Raw genomic sequence first — 26,400 nt, 5'->3', positions numbered from 1 at the left:
AAAAATAGTACATACAAAAGAAAGAGCAGGTCTCCTGGCTGACGCATCAATTTACTCTGATTTACCTTCCCATGCTCTAAACAAAGAGCCGGTGGTTTACAAATCATTTCATCCGCGTATACAGTAGCGGGGGCTGCACCGGATTTGCACCGGTTTCCCTATTATCCTAATAAATAAGGCACTCTTACACTATTCAATATTTATATTTTTTATATAATCAGCTATCTTCATTCTTCTTCATATTCAACATCAGTATGTTCCCTGCAAAATTGTAAAACCATCGATAATTCATCTTCCTCAAGCTCAAAATCCAAAATACTTTGTGTTTCACTTTCTATAAACTCATATTTTGAAATTTGGTCCTGATTTTCATCCATTACATATATAACACGCAACAGAAGACCCTTATCGGTATATAGTTCATCTTCCTCGGGAACGGAAATCTCCAGTACATATTCGAACCTTTCTCCAGAAAGGATACCAAACGGGTCTTCCAGTTTCTCAACTGTATAACTTTGTATCTCGATCATCTTTATCAACCTTTCTAAAATGCTTATGTCTATTATACATGTTCAATCTCTTTATTAAACATTTTACCCAATTATTCAACTCCGTTTAGGAATATTTTTTAACAAGAATCAAAAACTATATTAAAATCACTTAATCCATAGGAGTTTATTATGCGTACTCTATCTGTTCTCACATTGCTCATTATCCAGCTTCTTATTCCATCTGAAACATTTGCAAAGACAGCCTACCTCAGTTTTGATGATGGTCCCTCAAACATCACACAGGAAATCCTCGATATCCTCAAAGTTCAGGATGTTAAGGCAACCTTTTTTGTAACGGGAACAGCCAGCCCGGGACATATGTATTTATATAAAGATATCGTAAAAAATGGACACGCTCTTGGACTGCATTCCTATTCTCATAATTATTCCAAAATCTATCGATCCAAGGATACTTTTTTTAAAGACATTACTCAACTGGAAGAATTTTTGGAAAGGGAAGTAGGCGTAAGCCCGAAAATCCTACGATTCCCCGGCGGCTCCAATAACTATGTCGCAAAACAATATGCCGGGACTGATTTAATGGATCAATTAAAGACTGAGGTAATAAAAAGAGGATATAAATATTATGATTGGAACTGCGATGCTAACGATGGATTAAATCCTCCAATTCCAGAAAAAAAATTACTTAAATTAATTATGCAAGGGGTAGGTGAAAAAGAAAATCTCTATATCCTCCTGCATGATTTTAACGGCAATACAACAATCGTGGATGGGCTTCCGGAAATCATTCGCCGTCTGAAACATAAGGGATACACCTTTAAAATAATGGATGAGTCCACACCAACTTTTATATTTTAAAAATGATAAATACTCCTATCAGTTCAAATCGCAAATGCTGTCCATTATTCTGTAACGCTTCTTTTCTAACCTGAAATAAGGTTTACATTATAAAACAAACGCCCTTTCAGGTAGGGGCGTTTTGTTTTTTATTATTCGACTACAAGGTAATTGCCATGTTCCATATTGATTACGTATTCTGGCTTTGGGGGCTTACCTCCGTGCTCCTTGATTTTCGCTTTATGGCCAGCGATATGCTCAGGGCTCTTTTCCCATGCTTTCCATGCTTCCTCTGATTCCCAGCGGATAATCATGACAACTTCTTCTTCCCCACGCGTTGTTTTTTTCACTAATAACTCCCGACTTATAAAGCCTTCACGCTGCTCAATTAACGACGGACCTTGATCTGGCTTCTTTTTGAAGCGTTCCAATATCTTGTCTGAATTTCCCTCTGTCACTATCCACTTACGGATTTGAACAAACATACATAATCGCCCCTTATTAAAGGAGCATGCCCCACTTGAGACATGCTCCTTGTTATGAAGATTATTTTAATTCATTTAAGATTTCATCTAATTTTTCTGCTTCAGTCGTTACACCGTTACTTGAGAAGTACCAGTTAACACCGTCTAAATAGACAATTTTGCCTTCTTTGTAAGCACTGGTTTTTTTGATAATATCATTTTCAATATCTTTTTTAATTGTTTCTACATCAGAAGCAGTACGGTCGATAATTAACAATACTTCTGGATCAACAGAAAGGATTGACTCATAAGAGAAATCAGAACCGTGGGAAGATGCTTCGATATCAGTTGTTGCTGGCTTGAAGCCAAAGTCATTATATACATATGCGAAACGTGAATCTTCACCATTGTCGAAACCGGAGATTTTCTTGTCATTGTACATCGCTACCAATGCATTTTCATAACCAGCAGCTTTTTCTTTTACTGCATCAACTTTTTCTTGTAATGAAGCTTTCAATTCTTTGCCTTTTTCTTCTTTATCAAAGATTTGAGCTGCTAAATCAACTGTTTCATATACAGCCTCTATGTAATTATCATTGTCAGAACCAATGAAAATAACGTTAGGTGTGATTTCTTTTAATTGTTCATAAAATGGTGTTTGACGACCAGAGATGAAAATAACATCCGGCTCAGCAGCTGCTACTGCTTCAAAATCGATTTGCTTTAGTGTACCAACATCGGCAACACCCTCAGCAACATATTTTTCTTTTAAATGCGCTGGCATATTTCCTTTACCGCCACCAGCAGCTACGCCTACGATTCCTCCAACACCTAATGCATCAAGTGTATCTAAAAAGCCATAATCCAGAGCAATAATGCGTTCTGGCATTTTATCTAATTTTACTTCTTCAAATGTAGTTGTCGTACCCTTTTCTTCATCTTCACGTGATTCTGTTAAGGAAGATACTGTCATTGGAAATTTAGAACTTTCGACAGTTTCTTTTTCTTCTGTTGGTTTTGTCTCAGAAGACTCCCCTGTTGTTGACTCGTCACCTGAGTTACAAGCTGTCAACATTAATGTTAACGCTGCCAAAGCAGTTAAAATTTTCCATTTCTTCATCCTTTGTTCTCCTCCTAAAATACGCTGTTGGTAATTGAAAACGATTATCATTTTCAATCGACATTATCATTCTAAATGAGAATCACAAAATATGTCAACTCTTTTGAAGTGTTTGATAAATAATTTTATTTTTCCTATCTGACCTAACGAGAATTAGACATGGATGATTTCGTATCATTCTCGAGATATTCTCTCCTTGAAAAGTTAAATATCAGTTAGAAATGTGCTCAGCAAAAGAAATACTATAAAAAAAGACTCCAAAATAACAGCTATTTTGGAGTCTTCGCGAAAACTTAAGTATACGACCCTTAACTTGAACAAGATTTTGCTGCTGTCAATTGTTCCAAAAATATAAGGCCAGAATCTATTTTAGAATCTAATGTGAATTAAAGTATACACATATACGACATCCATCTTGCTCTTGTACAGGAATATGCATGTCATATACATCACGCAAGGATTCTGAGTTAATAATCTCATGCGCTGGACCGTCCTTTATCAGACGCCCATCCTTTAACGCCACTATGCGATCAGAGTATACAGAAGCAAAGTTGATATCATGCAAGACAATTACAACCGTTTTCCCTAACTCATCTACCAGCTTGCGCAGTATTTTCATAATTTGCACAGAGTGTTTCATATCCAGATTGTTTAATGGCTCATCTAATAAAATATAATCCGTATCTTGTGCAATAACCATTGAAATAAAGGCACGTTGTTTTTGACCGCCTGATAACTCATCCAACAGCTTATCCTGCATATCTGTTAAATTTAAATACTCCAGTGCTTGGTCTACAATTCGTTCATCATCTGCATTCAGCCGCCCTTTTGAATATGGATAGCGTCCAAAAGAAACAAGCTCGCGTACGGTTAAACGAATATTCAAGTGATTGGTCTGCCTTAAAATAGCCACCCGCTTTGCAAAAGCATCTGATTTCATTTTCTTAACGTCAGTTTGATCTAAAAATACTTCACCTGTATCAGCATCTAAGAGACGGCTCACCATTGATAATAACGTTGATTTACCAGCGCCATTTGGACCAATAAAAGAAGTGATAGCTCTTGGTTGGATTTGCAATGTTACATTTTCAATAACAGATTTTTTCCCAAAGCTTTTAGAAAGCCCTTTAATATCAATCATCCTGCTTTCCTACTTTCCCTTAGTAATAAGTAAATAAAGTAAATCCCACCGACAAAGTTAATAACGACACTAATCGTTGTATTCAAATGGAAAACATGCTGAACAAGAAATTGTCCTCCGACAAGCGCAATAATACTGATCAAGCTTGCCCCAATGATTAATATCGAATGCTTATATGTAGCCAAATATTGATAGGCTAAATTCGCCACAATTAATCCTAAAAATGTTACAGGTCCAACCAGTGCGGTAGAAGTAGCGATTAAAATAGACGATAGAATCAGCACTTTCAGCACGATTTTATCATAGGCGACACCAAGATTAATCGCGTTATCTCGACCTAGTGATACAACATCTAAATCACGTAATAACCGATAGCCATATATAAAGGCGGTACATAAAATAACAATAGCAATGCTCAGTAATTCCGTCTTCACGTTCATAAAGCTGGCAAACAAGCGAGCTTGCAAACTTTCATATTCCACAGGATCAATTAGAACTTGCATGAACGTTACCAGACTTCCGAGTAATGTTCCAAGTACCATACCTGCTAATAATAGAAGAAAAATTGGATATTTATCTGCCCTGAATAAAAAACGATACAAAATCAATGCGAATACTACCATCGCAATGATTGCTACACTAAAGTTTAAGTAACGGCTTACAACGAAGATTGAAGCCGACCCTGCCGTAAAATAAATGACAGTTTGAACGACTTCATACATCGAGTCGATCCCCATAACAGATGGTGTTAATAAACGGTTATGTGTAATGGTTTGGAATATAACACTTGCATACGCAATTGCCGTTCCGGTAATAACCATAGCAACTATGCGCTCAATACGCTTTGGAAAGGCGTAACTAAAACCGCCCTGAATATTATAGAAAGCAAATAAAGCCATACATCCAATTGCAATAACAGCTAAAATAATTAGCTTTACACTATTTTTTCGCATATGCTTTCCCCCTAAACAACATAATTAAGAAGATCGCACTGCCAATTACTGCAACTGTAGTATTTACAGGTATCTCATATGGATGGACAATCAATCGGCTTAGAATATCACATGCCAATAAGAATGCCGCCCCCATGAATATTGTATGAGGGATTGTTTTACGTAAATTATCGCCCAGATAAAGGGAAACCAGATTTGGTACAATCAACCCTAAAAACGGAATAATCCCTACCGTTAAAATGACTGTTGTAGAAATTACCGCTACGATAACTAGACCAATGTTTAACACTGTACGATAACTTAAACCCAGGTTTTTCGCAAAATCCTCACCCATACCAGCTACTGTGAATTTATTTGCATATAGATAAGCAATGATAATTGCTGGAACCGCTACATACAACAGTTCATAGCGTCCTGAAACGATCAAGGTAAAACTCCCCAAGAAAAACGTATCTACATTTTGCAGAACATCCGCTTCATATCCAATGAATGTTGAAATCGCCCCGATGATATTACCGTACATAATTCCGATAAGAGGGACGAATATGACATCTTTGAATTTAATGCGCTCAAGTAAATTCATAAAAATAAATGTACCAATTAATGCGAATGCAAAACTAAATAGTATTTGCCCCATATAGGACATATTAGTAAAAAACACCATAGAGACAATGACACCTAGTTTTGCTGCATCTAGCGTACCAGCCGTTGTCGGTGATACAAACTTGTTTCGGCTTAAGCTTTGCATAATTAAGCCCGCAATTCCCATTCCTGCACCAGCTAAAATAATGGCCATTAACCGTGGTAATCGACTCATCAAGAAGATTTGCGTCTTGTCTGAATCTAAATCTAGTAAATCACTCGGTTTAATATCAATAGCCCCTATAAATAGCGAAATAAAGGATAGGATAATAGTTACTAATACTAACATCCATAGTCTCATTGCAATCCCCGTCAAATTAGTTTCTCAACAACATTACTGATAATGATAATCATTATTGAGTCGTCTTTAATTATAGTCAATGAAAATAGTAAAATCAACATCTAGTGATAATCATTACCAATGATAAAATGAAAATTCAGGAAAATTGTAACGATTTTAAGCACCTGTAAAATTGCTTCTAAAATAATATTCCTTTAACCCAACGATCGCTGAAAGGTTTCATCAACTTAGGCTTTTGTAATAAAAACTCAAAAAAGGCATTCCTACTAAGTTACAGGTGAAATCCATTTAAACTCCTACTTAAGAATCATTTTTATACAATCTTCCTTTAATTCGTAGTAATCTTATAAGGTTTATTGTAATATACATCTATCCAAACAACGGAGGGATCTCATCATGATACAAATTATTAGTTATGGCCTTATCGTCGGACTTCTCTTAGGCTTTGTCTTACAAAGAGGACGTTTTTGTGTTGTCGGAGCATACCGTGACCTGCTTCTCGCTAGGGATGGACGCATGTTTCTCGCAACCATGATCGTTATTGCCATTCAGGCAATTGGTGTATATGCACTTGCAGCTAACGGAATCATCACCATCCAAGCGGATGCATTTCCGTGGTTAGGAACGATTGTTGGCGGATTTATCTTCGGAATTGGTATGGTTCTAGCCGGAGGATGTGCTACTGGTACGTGGTATCGGGCTGGTGAAGGGTTAATTGGGAGCTGGATTGCATTAGGCGGCTATGCACTTGGTGCCGCAATGACTAAGTTTGGGATATTAAGCGCTGTGGGCGGAAATGTACTATCCTATAGAACCAGCGATACGTATATCCATGAAACTTTCAACCTATCTCCATGGGTACTTGTCATTGCTTTTGCATTACTTATTGGATTTTTCGTATACCGTAACTTAAAACAGCCTAAGCTGCCATCCTTTAAAATGAAACAACAGAAAACAGGGATTGCCCATATTTTATTTGAGAAACGCTGGCATCCATTCATCACGGCGCTGCTCGTTGGCCTCATCGCTATTCTTGCATGGCCTTTAAGTGAAGCAACAGGGCGAATGGCCGGTCTTGGGATCACAACTCCAACCGCACAGTTGTTAACATTCTTTGTTAATGGTGATACATCCCTATTAAACTGGGGAGTTTTCCTTGTACTTGGTATTGGCCTTGGATCCTATATTGCCGCTCGCGGCAGCAATGAATTCAAATGGCGCCTTCCGGATAAAAGAACACTTGCATACAATGCTAGCGGTGGACTTATCATGGGCTTTGGTGCATCGCTTGCAGGCGGATGTACCATCGGAAATGGGCTTGTAAATACTGCTCTGTTTACTTGGCAAGGCTGGGTTGCTGTTGTCTTCTTCTTATTAGGAACATGGACGGCTACTTACTTTACAATTATCCGAAAACAAAAAAAACAAAAAGCAGGTACCGGTAATACAGCGGTGGCCTAATTTAATAGGAGGGTATACATTATGGCAAAAGTACTCGAGACAAACGGAATGGTTTGCCCCTTCCCACTAGAAGAGGCGAAAGTGGCAATGGTAGAAATGGCTGTTGGCGAAGAATTAATCATCAATTTTGATTGCACCCAAGGAACAGAAAGCATTCCGCGCTGGGCCGCAAAAGAAGGTCATGAGATTACTAATTTTGAACAAACAGGCAGTGCCGAATGGCAAATCGTCTTGAAAAAAGGCCAATAAATTAAACAAGGGGCAGTCGCATAAATATATTAGCGACTGCCCCTTGTTAATTCCCCCACAAAGTCTCTCCTATTAGTAATGCCTTCAATTGTTCTTTCTGCAACTGTCTCCTGCTCCACTCATCCAACAATCGCTCTAATGCTTCTGGTCCTGTATCATCAGCCAATCGATAGGCACCGTAATGCATAGGGATAAAATAGTCCCCCTTCAATTCTAAAAATGCTTTGATAGCATCTTCAGGATTAATATGAGAGCTTGCCATAAACCATTCAGGCTCATATGCTCCAATTGGCATAAGTACATAATTGATTTGGAACTTCTCCGCTATATCTTTAAATCCTCTGAAATAACCTGTGTCTCCAACAAAATAGACCTTTTCAGATGTATTGACTTTTTCAATCACCCATCCTCCCCAGTGGGAAGTATTCATATCAAAAGCCCCTCGTCTTGTCCAATGCTGCGCAGGAACAAAATGAAAAGATACATCTCCATGTACGAATGTCTCCCACCAGTTTGCTTCATGAACTTTCCCATACCCTCTTTTTAAGAAAGCTTTTCCCAGACCAATGGGTACATAATAAACCGGGTCACCCTTCAATTTTTGGATGGTCGGGAAATCCAGATGATCATAATGTCCATGAGAAATTAAAACGGCATCGATTGATGGTAGGTCATCTATCTTCAAACCCGGTTCTGTCAGTCGGGTTTGAACACCCATCCGCCTCGCCCAAACTGGGTCAGTCAAAATATTTATCCCTGCCATTTGAATTAAAAAGGTTGAATGGCCAATCCAGGTTATAGAAGTTCGGGATTGATTTCTTTTTAGCTCCTCAATCTGCGGGTTATCAACACGGCTAATTTGAGTTTTTAAATCCTTTTGTTTTCTCCGCCGTTCTTTATTCCACCGATACATATCCAGAAATGTATGATCATTCCCTACGCGATCAAGATTTTCAAATTTTTTCATCATATAGATACAATCCCTCACTCTTCTTTATAAACCCAGTGAAATGTATTTAATCTCTAAATATTCATCTATTCCATAATGGCTTCCTTCTCTGCCCAGTCCACTCTCTTTAAATCCTCCAAAAGGTGCCTGCGCTGTTGAAGGCAACCCATCATTAACTCCAACAATCCCATATTCCAGATTTTCAGCTATCCAAACAGCCTCCCGAATATTATCCGAGAAAACATAAGCAGCCAATCCAAATGGTGTATGATTTGCACGTTCTACCGCTTCTTCAACTTGATCAAACACTGAAATTGGAGCAATTGGGCCAAAGGTTTCTTCTTTCATACACAGCATATCATCAGTCGCACCCGAGATAATTGCAGGAGTTATAAAATGTCCCGGCATGTCTTTCGGAACATATCCACCTGTAAGAATGGTTGCGCCCTTTTCTTTCGCATCATCGAGGTGTGACATAACCTTTTTTACAGCTTCCTCATTTATGAGCGGGCCAATATTATTTCCCTTTATCAATCCATTGCCTACCTTTAATTGTTTGACTTTTTCCGTGTATAGATTAGTAAATTCATCCATAATTGATTGTTGGACAAATATCCGGTTGGCGCATACACACGTCTGACCCGCATTACGGAATTTGGAATCGATTGCTCCCTGAACTGCTTTTTCAATATCAGCATGCTTTGTTACAATAAAAGGCGCAAGTCCTCCTAGTTCGAGAGAAATCTTCTTCACCGTATCTGCAGCATCTTTCATTAAAATCTTCCCTACTTCAGTCGAACCGGTGAATGTAATTTTGCGGACTCTTGAATCCTTCTGCCAAACAGACACGATACGCTTTGCATCACCTGTAACAATATTAATGACTCCGGCAGGGATATCAGCTTTTTCAGCCAACTCAATCAATTTCAAGGCTGTGAATGGTGTTTCTTCAGATGGCTTCAGAACAACCGTACATCCTGCTGCCAATGCCGGTGCCACTTTTCTCGTAATCATGGCAGCCGGAAAATTCCAAGGTGTAATCGCTGCTATCACCCCGACAGGCTGTTTTTGAACGAATATCCGTTTATTAGGTGAAGATGCCGGGATTGTCTCGCCGTATACACGTCTACCCTCTTCAGCAAACCAGGTAATAAAACTGTTGGCGTAGCGTAATTCCCCTTTCGCCTCTTCAAATGGTTTACCCTGCTCAAGCGTCATAATTTCTGCTAATTCATCTATATGTACATCTATTAATCTGGACCATTCCCGGAGTTTTGTACTCCGCTCCTCTGCAGTAAATTTTGACCATGCCACTCCACTCTTATAAGCTGCCTCAACCGCATCCTTTGCATCAGATTCAGATCCATTCGGAACGCTTCCTATCACCTCGCATGTAGCTGGATTATATACATTTATTGTATTTTCACTGTCTCTCCATTCTCCATTAATATACATTTGTTGTGGAAAGCATATACTCTTCATCCCTATATTCCCCTCCCTAAAGTAAAAAAGATACTATTTACTAGTTTCCCATTCTTTTTCATCTAAAAACAATCATTTGTTTCGCCCTTGCGAATTGAATATGAAAATAGAACAAAATCAATAGTAATATCCATATTAATCCATTAAAATGAAAATAAGACAGTTTTTATAATTTTTGGAGGTTGAGAGATTGAAGAATCCCCAACGAAAGAAAAAGAAAAAAAAGCAATCCGTTAATACGCGAACAAATATATTACTTTTTGTTGTCTTTTTACTATTCACAGCCTTAATTTTACGATTAGGATTTTTACAGATTGCTCATGGTGAATCCTTCAAGAAAGAAGTCGAAAGGACAGAGGATATCACCATTAACAAACCTGTACCACGCGGCCTGATTTATGATAAAAATCATAAATTAATAGTTGATAATCAACCTGTCAATGCAATCACCTATACGCGCAGTAAAACAGCAAAAACAAAGGAAATGGTAGAGACAGCCGAGAAACTATCTGAATTAATCGATATTAGTAAAGATGACCTGGAAGATATAAAAGAACGGGACCTCAAGGACTTTTGGATTATTATGAATCCGAAGGTAGCAGGGAAAAAAGTAACAAAAAAAGAGCTTTCTGATAAGAAGGATAAAGAATTATATAAACTTCAGCTCGAGCGTATCACTGAAGAAGAGTTATCTTCATTCACAAAGGCAGAGTTAAAAACTCTCGCTATTTTCCGTAAGTTTAACAGCGGAACATACTTGACTCCACAAATTGTTAAGAATAAGGATGTCACCGATGAAGAAATGGCTCGGGTCACTGAAAATCTGGATGAATTGCCTGGAGTCGATACCTCAGTCGATTGGAATCGTGCATATCCGCTTGACAGTACTTTAAGATCTATCCTTGGCAGAACAACCTCATCTGATGAAGGTCTCCCAAAGGAAAAGGTCGAATATTATTCTTCCCGTGGATACAGTCTTAACGAGCGTGTCGGTGTTTCAAACCTTGAACTTCAATATGAAGATATTTTACATGGCCAAAAAGCTAAGTCAAAAAACAAACTCGATAAAAGCGGAAATATTTTATCCATAGAAGAACTTAGTGATGGTCAACGTGGAAAGGACCTAGTTCTGACAATTGACATAGATTTCCAAAAGAAAGTGGAAACCATTATTGAAGAAGAGTTAAGAGCTAAAAAAGCAGCGTATTATGCACCTTATCTTGATCGAGCATTTGTTGTAGCCATGAATCCTAATACTGGCGAAATATTAGCGTTAGCAGGCAAACAATATGTTTGGGATGACGAAAAAAATAAATATGAAATGAAGGACTTTGCCCAAGGGACTTATACAACTGCATATGCAATGGGGTCGGCAGTCAAAGCAGCCACCGTATTAACCGGTTATCAGGAAGGGGTTCTTAATCCCGGAACCACTCTATATGATGCTCCAATGATCATAAAAGAAACACCTATAAAAAAATCCTATACAAATATGGGGTACGTTTCTGACTTAACTGCCTTACAGCGATCATCCAATGTGTATATGTTTAAAACAGCTATTGCAATTGGTGAAGGCAATTATGTTCCGAACGGACCATTATCTGTAAAACCTGAAGCATTTGATATGATGCGAAATCATTTCTATGAGTTTGGATTGGGTAAACGAACAGGTATCGATCTGCCCGGAGAACAAATTGGCTACAAGGGGACAGAATTGGGTGCCGGTAAACTGATGGACTTGGCGATCGGGCAATATGACACATATACTCCGTTGCAGCTTGCGCAATATATCTCTACCATTGCCAATGGTGGATATCGTATTCAGCCTCGTGTTGTTAAGGAGCTTCGTGAACCAGTACTTGAAAAAGGAAAACTTGGACCAATCTTCCAAGAAATTGAACCTAAATTCCAAAACCAATTGAGTATGAATGAAGATTGGATTAATCGTGTTAAAGAAGGGTTACGGCTTGTTACCCAAACGTCAACAGGAACCGGATACAAAGAAATGGGTAGAGAACCATATAGACCAGCTGGCAAGACAGGTACAGCAGAAGCCTTCTATGATGGACCAAAATGGACACCAGGAACCGAACAACCGGAAACATGGAATATCACATTTGCTGCGTACGCACCACATGATAATCCGGAAATCGCTATAAGTGTTGTAGTACCGTGGGCGTATCAATCAAATGGACATCGTATGAATATGGATATTGGGAAAAAGGTATTTAGAGCCTACTTTGGAACGGAAAAAGAGAAGGAAGCAAATTAAAGAGACAAACCATACAAAAGGAAATAATACAATACATTCTGTTTGAGCCATCGCCCATCTTTTAGACGAATAAGCTCCTTCTTTATATAGACACATATACTATAAGGAACCAGTTCAGAAGGAGTGAATGGAATGCCAAATGAATATGATCAGCAAAATGTAAATTTCCCACATGAAATGAGACAACAAGGCTATTATGGCAGCGGTTATGGACATGGGCAACACGGTCATTATGGTGGTGGTATGGGCCATCATCAACATCATCACGGATATCACGGCGGTATGGGATACCCTCATTATTCAGGCGGAGGATATGGACACCATATGCCTTACCATCCAGGCCATCACCATCATCAACATCACGGATATGGCGGAGGCCACGGATTCCCACATCACGGCTGGCAAGGACAGCAGTGGGGCCAAGGATGGGGTCAAGGACAATCAGGTTACGGAGGCTTTTCATCTCAAGGTCGCGATCCGTATTCCTATGAGGAATTTGCCACAGATCCATCACAATATTCAAACCCATATTACCAATATTAATAGAGTAAAACACACAGGTTTATCCAATCTGTGTGTTTTTTTCGTAAAATTTATCCAGATTAACTTTACGCTTTCAAGGGTAAAAACCTTCAATAAGCTTATTAAGTACTTAGAAAGGAATTTTTCTCATGAAAGAGCTCTCGATAACTGAAAAACAGGTTTCTAGTGCCAACTTCCAATTTGTATTCCCATTTTCGCTTATACGCGGAAAGGAAGATGATTTGGTTGAGAAATTGAAAAAAAATCAGTTTAAATGGTTTAGACTGGATAACCTTGAAAAAGAAGATGATTTCTATGGCAGGTTTGAAATAAATCACGAGAACATGGAAAATTTTTTTCTTCCTTTTACAAATCGAATTATGTTCCCTAAAAAGGAGGATGGAAAAGGATTTCAACGGTATTCGAAAATGTATCAGGTTCCTAGTACATTAAAGACAAAGTATTGCAACACAAGATTTGTAGTTGAATCCATTGATATAACCGTGTGTCCATATCAGTTAGGTTTTTTAACCATACGTATTCACTTGGAAGACCAGGATCAATCATTGGATCTTACTGAAGCTATTCATTTTGCTTCAGAATTTAGAATCATGGAACAAAATCAGCCGACTTCCAAAATAATCTATGAAGATCAGGAGTTCGAACATGTTGAGCGCTTTTTGCTAGATTGTCTCATGCCTGAAATTAAAAAATATATGGATGATAGCACTGAAGATAATGCTTACTTTGAATCCTTCCCATTTTTTGAAAATAATCATTTATACGTCCAGTCCTTGATTGGATTAGTACCTGATGAAAAAATTGAGGATTACGATGTTTACCGATTAGGTAATCTGGATGGGTATTCCCAAAATAAAAAGCCATATATCAGTTGCAATAATCAACAATTTATTGATCAATATATGGAGTCGATCGTTTATACCCGTTGGGCACCGTTTACTTATTACATACCCGATGAACAGGGAATTGCTTGTATAACCAATCGTACAAATGAAGCATTTAATAATATTGCCAGTACTTTTTATGGCGAATACTATTACGGATTAATGCTCACTTTATTTCATAAAATCACCTTGCTTAAGGTGGCAAACGAATACTCACGTGTGAGAATTTCACAGGATACAAAACAAGTGGAAAAATTAATTCATGCGATCAATGCCTTCTCATCCAATTATTATTTTTTTGAACTGGCAACCAACTCGAAGGGCCGTGATATTTTTATCCGGCTAAGAGAAAGGTTTAAGGTAGACGATCTATTCGAGGATACACGTGCAACGCTGCAAAGTTTAAATCAATATCAAGAAAATTTCACATCTAAACAAGGTAATATGCTTTTACAAATTTTAACTCTCTATTCTGTCATAACTGGAATATTCGGAATGAATTTAGTTTCTGAACAGCTTAAAGGGAATATAAATTGGTCCAGTTTATTATCAAGTTATAATCGGCTCGAATACTTAGCATTATTTGTAACATTAACCGGTGTATTTATCTCCATTATCTTAGGACTTAGATTTATTTTTTTATGGATAATAGATAAAAGGGACCGTAAAAAATGGAGAAAGGAAATTGAGTATCCAAATACAAAGTAAATTTTATAACAGATAAACCTCCGTTTAAATCAATGTAAACGGAGGTTTTTATATTCCTCCCCCTCTAAACTAAATCAAAAAGATTTAACTCCAGAATTATCCATGAATCAAAGACCTAATTTGCTTACTATTACTTTTGGCTATCTTATTTTCAATCAAGTTTTGCAGCAATTCATAATCCAGCACACCTGCAATCATTTGAATAATATTCCTTAGTTAACTAATACTAACGTTTATCAATTAAGGTTTAGGTGATGGATATGAAATTCTTTAAAAAGAGAACGACAAACCAGACTAACGAACAAGTACAATCGAACGAGGCATCTACTCCAGATATACGGAGCTTACAAACAACCTGTCATGTAGAAGATAATATTGAAAAACTGAAAACAGCCTTTTCTAGTACACAAGATTTCGATACACGTTATTTCTCAAATGGTGATCAAAAATATGGAATGGCATTCATCAAAACAATCGTTAAAAAGGATATTATTGATCACTTTCTGATAGAACCATTAGTGATTAACTCTTCACTCAGCCCTGCTAACTTACCTGTGGCACATGTTTCTGCTTATACCTGTTTTGAAGATATTATTAATAATATGCTCGACGGTAATATTGCTCTGTTTAAAGAAGGTGATACAGCCTGTTATTTAGTAGAAGCAGCAGATTTTAAGACTCGTTCTATTGAGGAACCTGCATCGGAACAAAGTATACGTGGTTCTCATGAAGGGTTTGTAGAGAAAATTGAAGATAATTTAAATCTGATAAGAAAAAGGGTCAAAACGGAGAACTTGGTGGTTAAAACAAAAACACTTGGTTCATATCCAAAGGCTACTGCCGCTCTTTTTTATATAAATGGGAAAGCAGACCCGGAGGTTATAGAAAAAATAGAAAAAAAATTAGACTCTATTCATCTTGATACAGCTATCAATACAGAAGTTATTCAAAATTATATAGAAGACTCAGTTTATTCACCATTTCCGCAAATTTTGAATACAGAAAAACCTAATCGGGTTGCACATCACTTATCAATGGGTGCCGTTGGCTTAATGACTGAAGGAAGCTCTACTGTCTTCCTGATGCCAATTACATTCTTTACTTTTTTTCATGCAGCGGATGATATTGAAAGCCGTTTTTATATAAGCTCATTTGAACGGATTTTACGCCTGTTTGCCTTATTTCTGGCCATTACCTTACCATCATTTTATATCGCTCTTGTATCATTTGATTTCGAGATTATCCCGTTAAATCTTGTAGCAAATGTTAAAGGATCTTTGGAGAACATTCCCTACTCCCCCTTAATCGAAGCTCTTATTATGGTGGTCATATTGGAACTTCTTAAGGAATCCGCCATCCGTTTACCCAGTTCCGTTTCACCAACGATTGGTGTGGTAGGTGCTTTGGTCATAGGTACTGCAATTGTTCAGGCTAACCTGGTTTCTAATACGATGTTAATCGTGATTGCGATTACAGCCATTTCGGCATTTACTATTCCAAATCAGGAAGTCGCACAAATGATTCGTATTCTAAACTTCCCGCTCATCATTATAACTTATATTTTTGGCTTAGTTGGAATAGCGATTGGATTCACTTTAATTATCTATCATTTATGTGAATTGGAATCTATGGGAAAACCTTATTTAGCACCGGTCGCGCCGTTTAATTTTAAAAGCTTGTCGAAAATGCTATTCAAAATACCATTTAAGAAGGAGAGTTAAATGGACTATGATAGCTTCTAATAAAAAGTTATTGTCAGCTCACCAATTATACTTTTTAACCGTCCAATCCGTTAGCTCTGTCATGATTTTTGCCATTCCTTATCTTGTTAATGAGCATAGTAAACATAATGCCTGGATATCTGCCATCATCACTTTAATCTTCTTTCAACTAATTGGATGGGTCATCTTTTCATTGCATAAACGATTACCGGATAAGAATCTATTCCAAATGACAGAGATTCTAACAAGCAAATGGATCGGAAAAATAATGAATTGGCTGTATATCATCTATTTCATTGGCCTTGCTACCTATACGGCTTTATATTTTACGTATTTATCAAAGGAATGGACACTGCCTGTCACACCGCTATTTGTTGTTTACCTAATCTTTATTTTAATGGGACTCTATATAGCCAAAGGGACGATAACTACACTCGCGCGGTTCAGCGGCATAACATTCCTGGCGTTAACAGGCTTTCTCCTGTTCTCTATTTCTTTTGCCATTCCTAAAATGCATCTTTTATTTCTACTGCCAGTTGGGGATGTTCCGGTTACTAAAATTTTGAATGGTTCATATCATATGGGGATTGGTTATGCAGGCCTAAGTTCATTACTTGTATTATTACCACTTCTTCATGACAAATTAAAAACAAAAAAAAGAGTAATTACTTTTTCAATCCTGACTATTTCATTGATTTATCTTGTTTTATTAGTAATCTGTCTTGCCCATTTTGGTACATATTCATTAGGTCTAGTTCCAATTCCAGTTCTCTATTTACTAAAAATATTGACGATACTTAGCATTTTTGAACGGATGGATTTGATTATTATGTGCGCCTGGATTTCTCCAATGCTCGTTTCCTATGTCCTATATATTTTTATAGCAGGAATAGGAATATCAGAAAATACTCGATTCAAGAACAAAAAAATCATTGTATTGGTTATTACTTTGATAATCTCACTTCTATGTGCTCTTTTTCCGGAAGCGCAGGATAACATGATTCGTCTTAATAATTATTTGCTACCCTTTACTTATGTGTTCATGATAGGGTTTCCCATTCTTCTACTGGCTATTGCTATGATTCGAAAAATAAACCAGAGTCATCAAAATCAGGCAGGTGATTGATCCATGAAACTATTAAAGATAGGTTTAATATTATCAATATTGATTGCTACCACAGGATGCTGGGACCAAAATTTTTTATCTAAAACTTCCCTGGCATTCAGTTTAGGTTTTGACAAAGCTAAAGGCCCGGAACCACTGGAATTAATTACAATTATTCGTGCATTAAAGCCTGCAGGTGGGGGACAAATAGAACCCTATAATACCAGTTATAAAGTAAAGGGAGCATCTCCATTAATTTTAAGGGAAAAAATGAATCAAATTACGCCCGGCGAATTCTCAATAAATAAATTAAGTAATGTTTTAATAGGCGAGGAATTGGCGAAAACAGATATCTATCCCCTGCTGGATGTGTTATATCGTGATGCAAAAAGTAATGTAAACGCAAAAGTCTTGATTACAAAAGGAAAATCACGAGACATTTTAAAAGACGAGTATATTAAGGGCACTTTAATTAGTAGAGCCATACAAGAGTTACTCGACAGTGCAGAAGACCATTCCATGATTCCTGAGCAATCATTAGCTACGATTATGCCTGCCATGTTTGATCCAGGTCAGGATTTTGTCCTTCCCTATGTAGAAAAACTTAAGGGTGGCCTGGTAAAAGTAAAGGGAGTAGCTTTATTCGATAACTTAAGTTATACCGGTAAAAATTTAATTGGGGAGGACTCTTCTTTATACTTATTAATGGTTGGCAAAGAAGGAACCTATACTCAATTTACAATAAATAATCCGGAGAAAAAAAATGAAATTGATGAAAAGGTTAGCTTTTTTATTCGAAAAAACACCCATAAAATAAAATTAAAAATCAAGGACTCTAAACCGGTCTATACAGTTTCATTAAACTTAAGGGTTTCTGTATCTGAATATACAAAGGGTTTGCTTAAAGAGGACGAAATTAAAACCCTTGAGAAGCATATTTCTAAGGACTTAACGAAACAAGCTAGAAAAGTAACTGATACGTTAGTGAAAAGCAATTGCGATGCACTCGCGCTTGGCCGTAAGCTGATGGTTAAGGATCCAAAATTGTTTGATGAGTATAAGAAGAATGGAAAGTTAGATTTAAAAAAAGTTGAGATTAACCCAACTGTTAAAATAAAAGTTGTGGACAATGGAATTTTAGATTGAATAGATTTTTGATAAGAGCGAGGACGACGTATGAATACTGCTCAGTATATTTTCAATAAACTTCATTTAGTTGCTCGTCTGATTATTATTATCGTTGGCATTATTCTAGTCTATGGAATCCTTATGCATCTGATTGAGCCTTCAACATTTACCAACATTGGTGAAGGAATATGGTTTACCATTGAATCAATTACAACTGTGGGGTATGGCGAAATTGTGCCCAAAACTCTTTTAGGGAGGTTAACTGCCAGTACATTAATCTTAATTGGTGCAGCATTTGTTTCTTACTACTACGCATCTATGTCATCCTATGTGATTAAACGGCAGACAGCCCTGCAGCTTGGTTCTGCCATCTATACAAAACGTAAGCATCTTATTATAGTTGGTTGGAATGAATGTACTAAAATGCTAATCGATACATGGCATAAGGAGAATCCACGAAGAAATATAGTCATCATAGACGAGACATTAGAATCTCATCCAATGCCAGACACTCATATCTTTTTTTTGAAAAATGACAGTACAAATGAACAGACATGGATTCATGCAAATGTAACCGAGAGTGAATTCATCATTTTAACAGCAGATCGCTCGAAAACTGAACGTGCTTCTGATTTGCATGTCATCGCTTCCTTACTGTGTATTAAAGGCCTTTATCCAGAAGCCACTTGTATTTGTGAAATAATGGCTCCCTTTCAAATGAAAAATGCCAAACGAGCTGGTGCAGATCGTATTATTGCAACTAATACGATTATTAGCCAAACCATTATAGAAACAGTCGAACAAGAGCCGTCTTCAAGATAATTTTATTCATATCCCAACACAGCAATTTCCGCTTCATTTACTAATACTCTGCCTAGATCTAAATATCTTTCCAAACCTGAATCACCACCGTACACATTATCTGATGGATTTGAGTAATGATCAAATTCACATTCATCTGAATATGGGTGGTGATTCATATAAAATTGGGCACCGGTTTTAGCTTCATAAGATAATAAGTAAGGAGTCCCAAAGCGGATTACTCCGTTTTTATCTTCTATAGACCCCTTAATGGTGGTAAAGGGAATCCTAATATAATTTGATTTACTACCGCCATCCATTAGATAATCAAAATAACCATGCTTATAATCCCAGTTCCCGCCAACGATAAACCCATGGCTTCCAAGCTGATGATGGGCATACACATAATTTGTTATAGTATTTGTTAGACGTGATGGTATTTCAATCATGTTATCCCTTCCTTCCTTTAGATCCTTTATTAATATCCACTGATAGAAGGAAAGGTATGTCTGGTATTGGCAGCCTTCAACACCTAATATTCTCAACTATGGTACATATAAAAAATACCCGGTTCATTTACCGGGTATTTTTTGCACGAACATAATATTAAGAATTTAATCGTTTTTCAAGCTCAGCTTTCTTTTCTTCAAAGCCAGCTTTGCCAAGTAAAGCGAACATATTAACTTTATATGCTTCGACACCTGGCTGATCAAATGGATTTACCCCCATTAAATAGCAGCTCATTGCGCATGCTTTTTCGAAGAAGTAGACCATATAACCAAATGTATATTCATCAAGTGCCGGAATGCTCACAACCAAGTTCGGAACTCCGCCATCTGTATGAGCTAATAATGTACCCTCAAATGCCTTATTATTCACGAAATCTACTGTTTGTCCAGCTAAATAATTGAGGTTATCCAAATCATTTGCTGCCTCTTCAAGAACTAATTCATGGCGTGGCTTTTCTACTTTTATAACTGTTTCAAACAGATCTCTGCGACCTTCCTGCACGTATTGTCCTAATGAGTGAAGATCAGTTGAGAAGTTCGCAGAAGATGGATAAACTCCTTTTTGATCTTTTCCTTCACTTTCACCAAAGAGCTGTTTCCACCACTCGGAGAAATACTGTAAGGATGGCTCATAGTTAATCAACATCTCAATGGTTTTCCCTTTACGATAAAGAAGATTACGAACAACTGCATATTGATACGCCTCATTGTTCTCTAATTCAGATTCAGAATAATCTTGCTCAGCTGCAGCTGCACCTTTCATGATAACATCGATATCCGCTCCGCTTGCGGCAATCGGCAGTAATCCAACAGCTGTAAGAACAGAATAACGTCCGCCTACATCATCAGGAATGACAAATGTTTCAAACCCTTCTTCATCAGCAACTGTTTTTAAAGCGCCTCTAGCTTTATCTGTAGTTGCATAAATGCGGCCCTTTGCTGCTTCTGCGCCATATTTTTCTTCCAATAGCTTACGGAAAATACGGAAGGCAATCGCTGGTTCAGTAGTTGTACCGGATTTAGATATAACATTAATCGAGAAATCTTTTCCTTCAAGAAGATCCATTAAATCGCGCATATATGTAGAACTGATATTGTTACCTGCAAAAATGATTTGCGGAGCTTTACGCTTTTCACTAGGCAGAATATTAAAGAAGCTGTGTTGAAGCATTTCAATTGCCGCTCTAGCTCCAAGATAAGATCCGCCAATCCCAATAACTAATAAGATATCAGAATCGTTTTTAATCTTTTCTGCTGCTTTCTTTATACGTGCAAACTCTTCTTTATCATAATCAGAAGGCAAAGATAACCATCCAAGATAATCATTACCAGCTCCTGTTTTTTCATGGATTGTATGATGCAGTTGCTTTACAGTATCCTTCATATAAGACACTTCATGCTCTTGGAAAAATTCTAGTGCTTTTGAATAATCAAATTTAATATGAGTCATTTTTTGTCCTCCATTCAGTTTCCTCATTTTCACTTTACAGAATCCGAAAATGATAATCAAGTTGCGACTAATAGCTTCAAAAATTTCAAGCGTTTACATTTCGTAACATTGAGAAAAAGGTCTTACAGGAAGACCTTTTTTTCAAACTATAAAGATGCTTTGAGAATAGATAGTACATCCTCTTTATTAAGCTTTTTAAAGTTTCCGAACTCTCCATTCACCATTGCTTTGTCTGCTATTAACTCTATTTTGGAATCGTCTATATCATAATCAGCCAATCGGGATGGAGCACCGATTCCTGTCCAGAAATCTCTTATATTACGGATACAATCATTAGCGATTTCCTCTTTTGATTTACCAGCTGGATCAACGTCAAATACCTCAGTTCCCAATCTAACTAACTTATCAAGATTTTCGTGCATACAGTGCTTCATCCAGTTTGGAAATAAGATTGCAAGCCCCCCTGCATGAGGAATATCATAGACAGCTGAAACAGCATGTTCGATATTATGCGTTGCCCAATCGCCACGGATACCCACACTCAATGTACCATTTAAAGCCACCGTTCCACAGTAAAGAATAGTTTCCCGATATTGATAATTTTCCATATCGTTCAATAATTTCGGAGCCGTTTCTTTAACTGTTTTTAACACTGATTCACACATTCTATCCTGTAAAGGTGTATTTTCTGTGTGGTTAAAATATGTTTCCAACACATGTGACATCATATCAACCATTCCGTAAATCGTCTGATCGCGAGGAACTGTGAACGTATTAACCGGATCAAGGATAGAAAACTGAGGGTAAGTATATGGTGAACCCCACCCGTGCTTCTCCTGTGTCTCCCAATTCGTAATCACACTGCCAGAGTTCATTTCAGAGCCTGTGGCTGCCAGTGTTAAAACTGTACCAAACGGCATAGCGCCCTTTACTTTGGCTTTCTTGGTGACTAAATCCCATGGATCTCCCTCATACACAACACCTGCCGCAATTGCCTTCGTACAATCAATAACACTACCTCCGCCAATAGCTAAAAGAAAATCAACCTCATTTTCTCGGCATATATCGACACCTTTGCGCACAGTAGAGATACGCGGATTTGGTTCTACTCCAGATAATTCATGATAGGTTAGTTCTCTGTGCTTCAGCTCATCAACAACACGATCATATAAGCCATTTTTCTTTATGCTTCCCCCACCATAAATTAATAAAATATTTTTTGAATCGGCTGGTATTAAATTTTTCAGTTCTTTAACTGTATCCTTACCAAATACTAAATTTGTCGGATTTTTATATGTAAAATTTTGCATAATTCTATTTCCTCCCTATTATTCCGTTTTCTTTATCTTTAATTCCTTTAATTTCATTAATAAAACCTAAAATCATGTATAATATTTTCTTTTTTTAACCACTCTATAACTGAACCATGCTTTTTGAAGGAGGAAATCAAATGAGTGGTATACAACGTACCGCACTTGTCTTAACAATTATAGGCGCCATTAACTGGGGACTTATCGGATTTTTCCAATTCGATTTGGTTGCAACTGTTTTTGGGGGCGGAAGCCAAGCTGGTGGTTTCGCACGTGTTATTTATGCACTTGTTGGAATTGCAGGCCTTGTCAATCTTGGATTATTATTCAAGCCAAGCGAACAAACAAGCAGCCAGGAACAACCAAATCCATCAAAATCATAATATCTAGAATAGGCCCATCCCTTTATTTGGATGGGCCTATTCATTTATACAGACAATACCTTTTTAATTTTTGAAATCGCCCAATCAAGCTCTTCTTTGGTAATGATAAGTGGTGGGGCAAAACGGATGACATTATCATGAGTTTCCTTACATAATAAGCCCTCATCCTTTAACCGTTCACAATATGGGCGTGCTGATTCCGTTAATTCCATACCAATAAATAAACCACGGCCTCTGATTTCTTTTATAATAGGATTTTCAATCTTCCTTAATTCTTCACTCAGATAGGCTCCCAGCTGTTCGGATTTTCCAGCCAAATTCTCTTCAACTAACACATCAATAGCCTCCATAGATACTGCGCAGGCTAATGGATTACCACCAAAAGTAGATCCATGGGACCCCGGATTAAAAACATCAAGAATATCATGATTGGCCAGAATACAGGAAATTGGGAATACTCCGCCACCAAGGGCCTTACCCAAAATATAAATATCAGGAACAACATCCTCCCACTCACATGCAAACATCCTGCCCGTTCTGCAAAGCCCTACCTGAATCTCATCTGCAATAAATAAAACATCATTAGCCTTACATACATCATATGCTCCCTTAAGGAACCCTTCAGAAGGTATATTAATTCCTGCTTCACCTTGGATTGGCTCAATCAAAAAGCCTGCTGTATTGGGAGTAATCGCTTCCTTTAAAGCTTCTATATCGCCAAATGGGATAAGCTTAATGCCTGGCAGCATTGGACCAAAACCTCTTTTATATTCTTCATCAGAAGAAAGAGAAACAGCGAGCATCGTTCTGCCATGAAAGTTCCCAGTGCAGGCGATAAATTCTGCCTTGTCCTTTTCCACTCCTTTTACATCATAGGCCCATCTTCTTGCAGCTTTAAAAGCTGTTTCAACCGCCTCCGCACCAGTATTCATAGGAAGTGCTTTGTCTTTGTTTGCTAGCTTACAAATTTTTTCATACCATGGACCAAGCTGATCATTATGAAAAGCTCTTGACGTCAGAGTTACACGATCTGCTTGCTCCTTTAAAGCTCGAATAATTCTTGGGTGACGATGTCCCTGGTTTACAGCCGAATAAGCACTCAGCATGTCCATATATCGGTTTCCCTCTGGATCCTTCACCCAAACACCCTCAGCTTCTGCTATAACAATCGGCAATGGGTGATAGTTCCTGGCACCATATTGTTCTGTTTGTTCAATCACTTCGTTGGAAACAGTTGTCTTTGTCACATGAATCGGCCCCCTATCTAAGTTTTTCATTCGTATAAGGTATAATTCCATTCGACTAAAAACCCATTTAAACGATAATTGAGTCTTGTCTATATTATCCGATAATTTACGAACAATTGGAATTAATAACTGTTTACAACAAAAAAACTGCCCTCATCACAGTCGAAACAAGTGATGAGGGCAGTTTCTGCATTTCTATTCAATTATTTTTTAATAAGATCTTCGCGTTTGGATTGTTCAATCCACTCTTCCAATTTATCTTTAAGTGTATTGAATCCTTGTGGTGTTTCAGCAGGCGGAATTTTAACTGAACCTTGTTGAGATTTTTTCTTAGGCTTACGAGCTTCCTGTTTAACTGCTGGCGGCTCTTCTGTAGCACGGATAGATAAAGCGATTTTTCCAGCTTCTTCATTAACGGAAAGAACTTTAACTTTAACTTCATCGCCTAATTTTAATTGATCATTAATATCTTTCACAAACCCGTACGTAATTTCAGAAATATGAACGAGTCCTTGTGTATTTTCGTCTAAGGCAACGAATGCTCCATAAGGCTGAATGCCAGTTACTTTACCGGTAAGAATTTGACCTACTTCATATTTTGTAGTCATAATAACACTCCTATAAATGTTTAAATTTTTCGTTTATATACGCAATATAAAATTATAGCATAATGTTGAGCCATTATCAAAAATGACCTACACACTCTTCTATTTTTATTTACCCTATCGCCTAATAATAAACACCTTTCCCGACAGGAATAACTTACCTGTTCAATCAGATTTAATATTCTGGCAATTATTCCTGTATAATGCTACTATTATACGATTAATAAGATTACAAGCTATGAGGTGCATACATGCAAAAACATGAACAATGGTCATCAAAGATTGGATTTATTTTAGCTGCTGCCGGTTCAGCAATTGGACTGGGTGCCATTTGGAAATTCCCCTACATGGCTGGAACAAATGGCGGTGCAGCCTTCTTCCTTTTATTTATTGCGTTCACACTTTTTATCGGTGCTCCTATTTTAATTGCCGAATTTGTCATTGGACGAAATGCACAAAAAGATGCAGTCAGTGCCTATAAAGTTATAGCCCCTAATTCTAAATGGTTTTTATTGGGGTGGATGGGTGTAATTGCTTCCGTTCTGTTGCTATCCTTTTACAGTGTGGTAGGCGGCTGGATTTTATCCTATCTAGGCAGAAGTCTACTTGGGCAGATAACAGGGGTAGCTAATTATGAATCATTATTTAATAACATTATTGAAAATCCATATGAATCAATCATTTCTCAGATTCTGTTCATATTATTGACAATATGGGTGGTTCAGGGAGGAATCAAAAAAGGGATTGAACGGGCAAGCAAGTATATGATGCCGGCATTATTCATTTTGTTTATTATATTGGCCGTTCGATCGTTAACCTTGGATGGAGCTATGGAAGGTGTTAGATTCTTCTTGCAGCCAGACTTCAATAAAATCACTGGTGAATCCGTATTGCTGGCACTTGGACAAGCCTTTTTCGCTCTTAGTGTGGGAACATCTGTAATGGTGACCTACGCTTCCTATTTGCCGAAAAACGAGAATTTGATGAAATCTGGCTTTTCAGTTGTGGGATTAAATATTTTAATCTCCTTATTAGCAGGACTTGTTATCTTCCCTGCTGTATTTGCGTTAGGATATGATCCTGCATCAGGTCCAGGACTAGTTTTTGTCATACTACCAGCTGTATTTAATGAGATCGCATTCGGAGGATTTTTCATGATCATCTTTATGATCTTATTGTTATTTGCGACTCTTACCTCAGCCTTTTCCATTTTGGAAATTGTTGTAGCAGTCATTTCAAAAGAAAATCCCGAAAAACGAAAATCATCCGCATGGCTGGCTGGAGTCATCACTTTCATTGTAGGGATTCCGAGTGCTTTATCCTATGGCATTTTAAATGATGTTCATATTGCAGGGAAAACATTCTTTGATCTGGCAGATTTTATTGTTTCAAATCTTGCCCTGCCGCTCGGTTCACTATTTATCTCTATATTTATAGGTTACGTTATGGATAAAAACGCAGTCAGAACAGAGTTACAAAATGGCTCGAAATTGAAATACTGGATGTTTAACGGTTGGTATATCCTAGTCCGTTACGTATGCCCTGCCGCAATTTTATTAGTCTTCCTGAACTCTATTGGAATTATTTAGTAAGGTGGTAGAATATAAGGAGAACTATTAATAT

Annotated in this window: 25 protein-coding genes and 1 riboswitch; of the genes, 12 read left to right on the top strand and 13 right to left on the bottom strand. The window is 37.5% G+C overall.

Annotation, left to right across the window (positions count from 1 at the left end; genetic code table 11):
• Nucleotides 1-7: 7 nt before the first annotated feature.
• Nucleotides 8-201: riboswitch (cobalamin riboswitch) on the bottom strand.
• Nucleotides 202-227: 26 nt separating this feature from the next.
• On the bottom strand, nt 228-530 hold the full coding sequence (locus FHY47_RS12310; RefSeq protein ID WP_139892327.1) for a DUF6509 family protein: 303 nt from the start codon (nt 528-530) through the stop codon (nt 228-230).
• Nucleotides 531-680: 150 nt separating this feature from the next.
• Between FHY47_RS12310 and FHY47_RS12305 the strand changes: the two genes are divergently transcribed.
• Complete coding sequence (locus FHY47_RS12305) at nt 681-1,370, top strand: polysaccharide deacetylase family protein (protein WP_148630745.1); 690 nt, start codon at nt 681-683, stop codon at nt 1,368-1,370.
• A gap of 131 nt (nt 1,371-1,501) precedes the next feature.
• On the opposite strand, the gene FHY47_RS12300 is transcribed toward FHY47_RS12305, so the two are convergent.
• The 5 genes from FHY47_RS12300 to FHY47_RS12280 all read right to left on the bottom strand — a co-directional run bounded on the left by FHY47_RS12300 (nt 1,502) and on the right by FHY47_RS12280 (nt 5,970).
• Nucleotides 1,502-1,834, bottom strand: coding sequence for an antibiotic biosynthesis monooxygenase family protein (locus FHY47_RS12300; RefSeq protein ID WP_066106747.1), 333 nt, complete (start codon nt 1,832-1,834; stop codon nt 1,502-1,504).
• Nucleotides 1,835-1,895: 61 nt separating this feature from the next.
• Entirely contained in the window at nt 1,896-2,933 is a 1,038-nt protein-coding gene (locus tag FHY47_RS12295; protein WP_148630743.1) for a siderophore ABC transporter substrate-binding protein, read from the bottom strand.
• Between the two features lie 376 nt (nt 2,934-3,309).
• A complete protein-coding gene (locus FHY47_RS12290) occupies nt 3,310-4,074 on the bottom strand; it encodes an iron ABC transporter ATP-binding protein (protein WP_066106739.1) in 765 nt (254 codons plus the stop codon).
• Nucleotides 4,071-5,027, bottom strand: coding sequence for an iron chelate uptake ABC transporter family permease subunit (locus FHY47_RS12285; RefSeq protein ID WP_148630741.1), 957 nt, complete (start codon nt 5,025-5,027; stop codon nt 4,071-4,073). Before FHY47_RS12285 ends, FHY47_RS12290 begins: the two co-directional genes overlap by 4 nt.
• Nucleotides 5,014-5,970, bottom strand: coding sequence for an ABC transporter permease (locus tag FHY47_RS12280; protein WP_066106731.1), 957 nt, complete (start codon nt 5,968-5,970; stop codon nt 5,014-5,016). Before FHY47_RS12280 ends, FHY47_RS12285 begins: the two co-directional genes overlap by 14 nt.
• 396 nt (nt 5,971-6,366) lie before the next feature.
• On the opposite strand from FHY47_RS12280, the gene FHY47_RS12275 reads away from it, so the two are divergent.
• Together FHY47_RS12275 and FHY47_RS12270 are read left to right on the top strand one after the other, a co-directional pair.
• Nucleotides 6,367-7,431, top strand: coding sequence for a YeeE/YedE family protein (locus FHY47_RS12275; protein WP_139892325.1), 1,065 nt, complete (start codon nt 6,367-6,369; stop codon nt 7,429-7,431).
• Nucleotides 7,432-7,452: 21 nt separating this feature from the next.
• Nucleotides 7,453-7,680, top strand: coding sequence for a sulfurtransferase TusA family protein (locus FHY47_RS12270; RefSeq protein ID WP_139892323.1), 228 nt, complete (start codon nt 7,453-7,455; stop codon nt 7,678-7,680).
• A gap of 46 nt (nt 7,681-7,726) precedes the next feature.
• On the opposite strand, the gene FHY47_RS12265 is transcribed toward FHY47_RS12270, so the two are convergent.
• Nucleotides 7,727-8,650, bottom strand: coding sequence for an MBL fold metallo-hydrolase (locus FHY47_RS12265; RefSeq protein ID WP_373925484.1), 924 nt, complete (start codon nt 8,648-8,650; stop codon nt 7,727-7,729).
• Nucleotides 8,651-8,674: 24 nt separating this feature from the next.
• The gene (locus FHY47_RS12260; protein ID WP_139892322.1) at nt 8,675-10,111 is read right to left on the bottom strand and encodes an NAD-dependent succinate-semialdehyde dehydrogenase; all 1,437 of its coding nucleotides are present in this window, start codon (nt 10,109-10,111) and stop codon (nt 8,675-8,677) included.
• A gap of 190 nt (nt 10,112-10,301) precedes the next feature.
• On the opposite strand from FHY47_RS12260, the gene FHY47_RS12255 reads away from it, so the two are divergent.
• From FHY47_RS12255 to FHY47_RS12225, 7 genes are all read left to right on the top strand, one after another.
• The gene (locus FHY47_RS12255; protein ID WP_225983623.1) at nt 10,302-12,383 is read left to right on the top strand and encodes a penicillin-binding transpeptidase domain-containing protein; all 2,082 of its coding nucleotides are present in this window, start codon (nt 10,302-10,304) and stop codon (nt 12,381-12,383) included.
• Nucleotides 12,384-12,515: 132 nt separating this feature from the next.
• Nucleotides 12,516-12,926: a hypothetical protein gene (locus FHY47_RS12250; RefSeq protein WP_140461705.1), complete on the top strand. Its 411-nt coding sequence runs from the start codon at nt 12,516-12,518 to the stop codon at nt 12,924-12,926.
• 128 nt (nt 12,927-13,054) lie between these two features.
• The gene (locus FHY47_RS12245) at nt 13,055-14,518 is read left to right on the top strand and encodes a hypothetical protein (protein ID WP_140461706.1); all 1,464 of its coding nucleotides are present in this window, start codon (nt 13,055-13,057) and stop codon (nt 14,516-14,518) included.
• Between the two features lie 260 nt (nt 14,519-14,778).
• Nucleotides 14,779-16,239, top strand: coding sequence for a spore germination protein (locus FHY47_RS12240; protein ID WP_181162020.1), 1,461 nt, complete (start codon nt 14,779-14,781; stop codon nt 16,237-16,239).
• A gap of 7 nt (nt 16,240-16,246) precedes the next feature.
• Nucleotides 16,247-17,365, top strand: a complete 1,119-nt coding sequence (locus FHY47_RS12235; protein WP_139892311.1) for a GerAB/ArcD/ProY family transporter — start codon at nt 16,247-16,249, stop codon at nt 17,363-17,365.
• Nucleotides 17,366-17,368: 3 nt separating this feature from the next.
• Nucleotides 17,369-18,490 (top strand): Ger(x)C family spore germination protein, encoded by a 1,122-nt coding sequence (locus FHY47_RS12230; protein WP_148630739.1) that lies wholly within the window; start codon nt 17,369-17,371, stop codon nt 18,488-18,490.
• A 30-nt stretch (nt 18,491-18,520) separates the two neighbouring features.
• Nucleotides 18,521-19,294, top strand: coding sequence for a potassium channel family protein (locus FHY47_RS12225; protein WP_066106697.1), 774 nt, complete (start codon nt 18,521-18,523; stop codon nt 19,292-19,294).
• Between the two features lie 2 nt (nt 19,295-19,296).
• Here the strand turns inward: FHY47_RS12225 and FHY47_RS12220 are convergent, their stop codons facing one another.
• The 3 genes from FHY47_RS12220 to FHY47_RS12210 all read right to left on the bottom strand — a co-directional run bounded on the left by FHY47_RS12220 (nt 19,297) and on the right by FHY47_RS12210 (nt 22,542).
• Nucleotides 19,297-19,722: a YugN family protein gene (locus FHY47_RS12220; RefSeq protein ID WP_148630737.1), complete on the bottom strand. Its 426-nt coding sequence runs from the start codon at nt 19,720-19,722 to the stop codon at nt 19,297-19,299.
• 157 nt (nt 19,723-19,879) lie between these two features.
• Nucleotides 19,880-21,232: a glucose-6-phosphate isomerase gene (locus tag FHY47_RS12215; protein WP_066106687.1), complete on the bottom strand. Its 1,353-nt coding sequence runs from the start codon at nt 21,230-21,232 to the stop codon at nt 19,880-19,882.
• A gap of 146 nt (nt 21,233-21,378) precedes the next feature.
• Nucleotides 21,379-22,542: an iron-containing alcohol dehydrogenase gene (locus tag FHY47_RS12210; protein WP_066106679.1), complete on the bottom strand. Its 1,164-nt coding sequence runs from the start codon at nt 22,540-22,542 to the stop codon at nt 21,379-21,381.
• Between the two features lie 140 nt (nt 22,543-22,682).
• Between FHY47_RS12210 and FHY47_RS12205 the strand changes: the two genes are divergently transcribed.
• Nucleotides 22,683-22,925, top strand: coding sequence for a DUF378 domain-containing protein (locus FHY47_RS12205; RefSeq protein ID WP_066106678.1), 243 nt, complete (start codon nt 22,683-22,685; stop codon nt 22,923-22,925).
• 44 nt (nt 22,926-22,969) lie between these two features.
• On the opposite strand, the gene FHY47_RS12200 is transcribed toward FHY47_RS12205, so the two are convergent.
• Nucleotides 22,970-24,172 (bottom strand): ornithine--oxo-acid transaminase, encoded by a 1,203-nt coding sequence (locus tag FHY47_RS12200; RefSeq protein ID WP_187393487.1) that lies wholly within the window; start codon nt 24,170-24,172, stop codon nt 22,970-22,972.
• A 203-nt stretch (nt 24,173-24,375) separates the two neighbouring features.
• Nucleotides 24,376-24,780, bottom strand: a complete 405-nt coding sequence (gene yugI, locus FHY47_RS12195) for a S1 domain-containing post-transcriptional regulator GSP13 (RefSeq protein WP_140461708.1) — start codon at nt 24,778-24,780, stop codon at nt 24,376-24,378.
• Nucleotides 24,781-25,028: 248 nt separating this feature from the next.
• On the opposite strand from yugI, the gene FHY47_RS12190 reads away from it, so the two are divergent.
• Nucleotides 25,029-26,366 (top strand): sodium-dependent transporter, encoded by a 1,338-nt coding sequence (locus tag FHY47_RS12190; RefSeq protein ID WP_148630733.1) that lies wholly within the window; start codon nt 25,029-25,031, stop codon nt 26,364-26,366.
• Nucleotides 26,367-26,400 lie beyond the last annotated feature (34 nt).

Source organism: Bacillus sp. E214 (assembly GCF_008087365.1).
Taxonomy (GTDB): Bacteria; Bacillota; Bacilli; order Bacillales; family Pradoshiaceae; genus Pradoshia.
The sequence above is the reverse complement of the archived record's forward strand: the minus strand, read 5'-3'. Positions and strand labels throughout refer to the sequence as shown.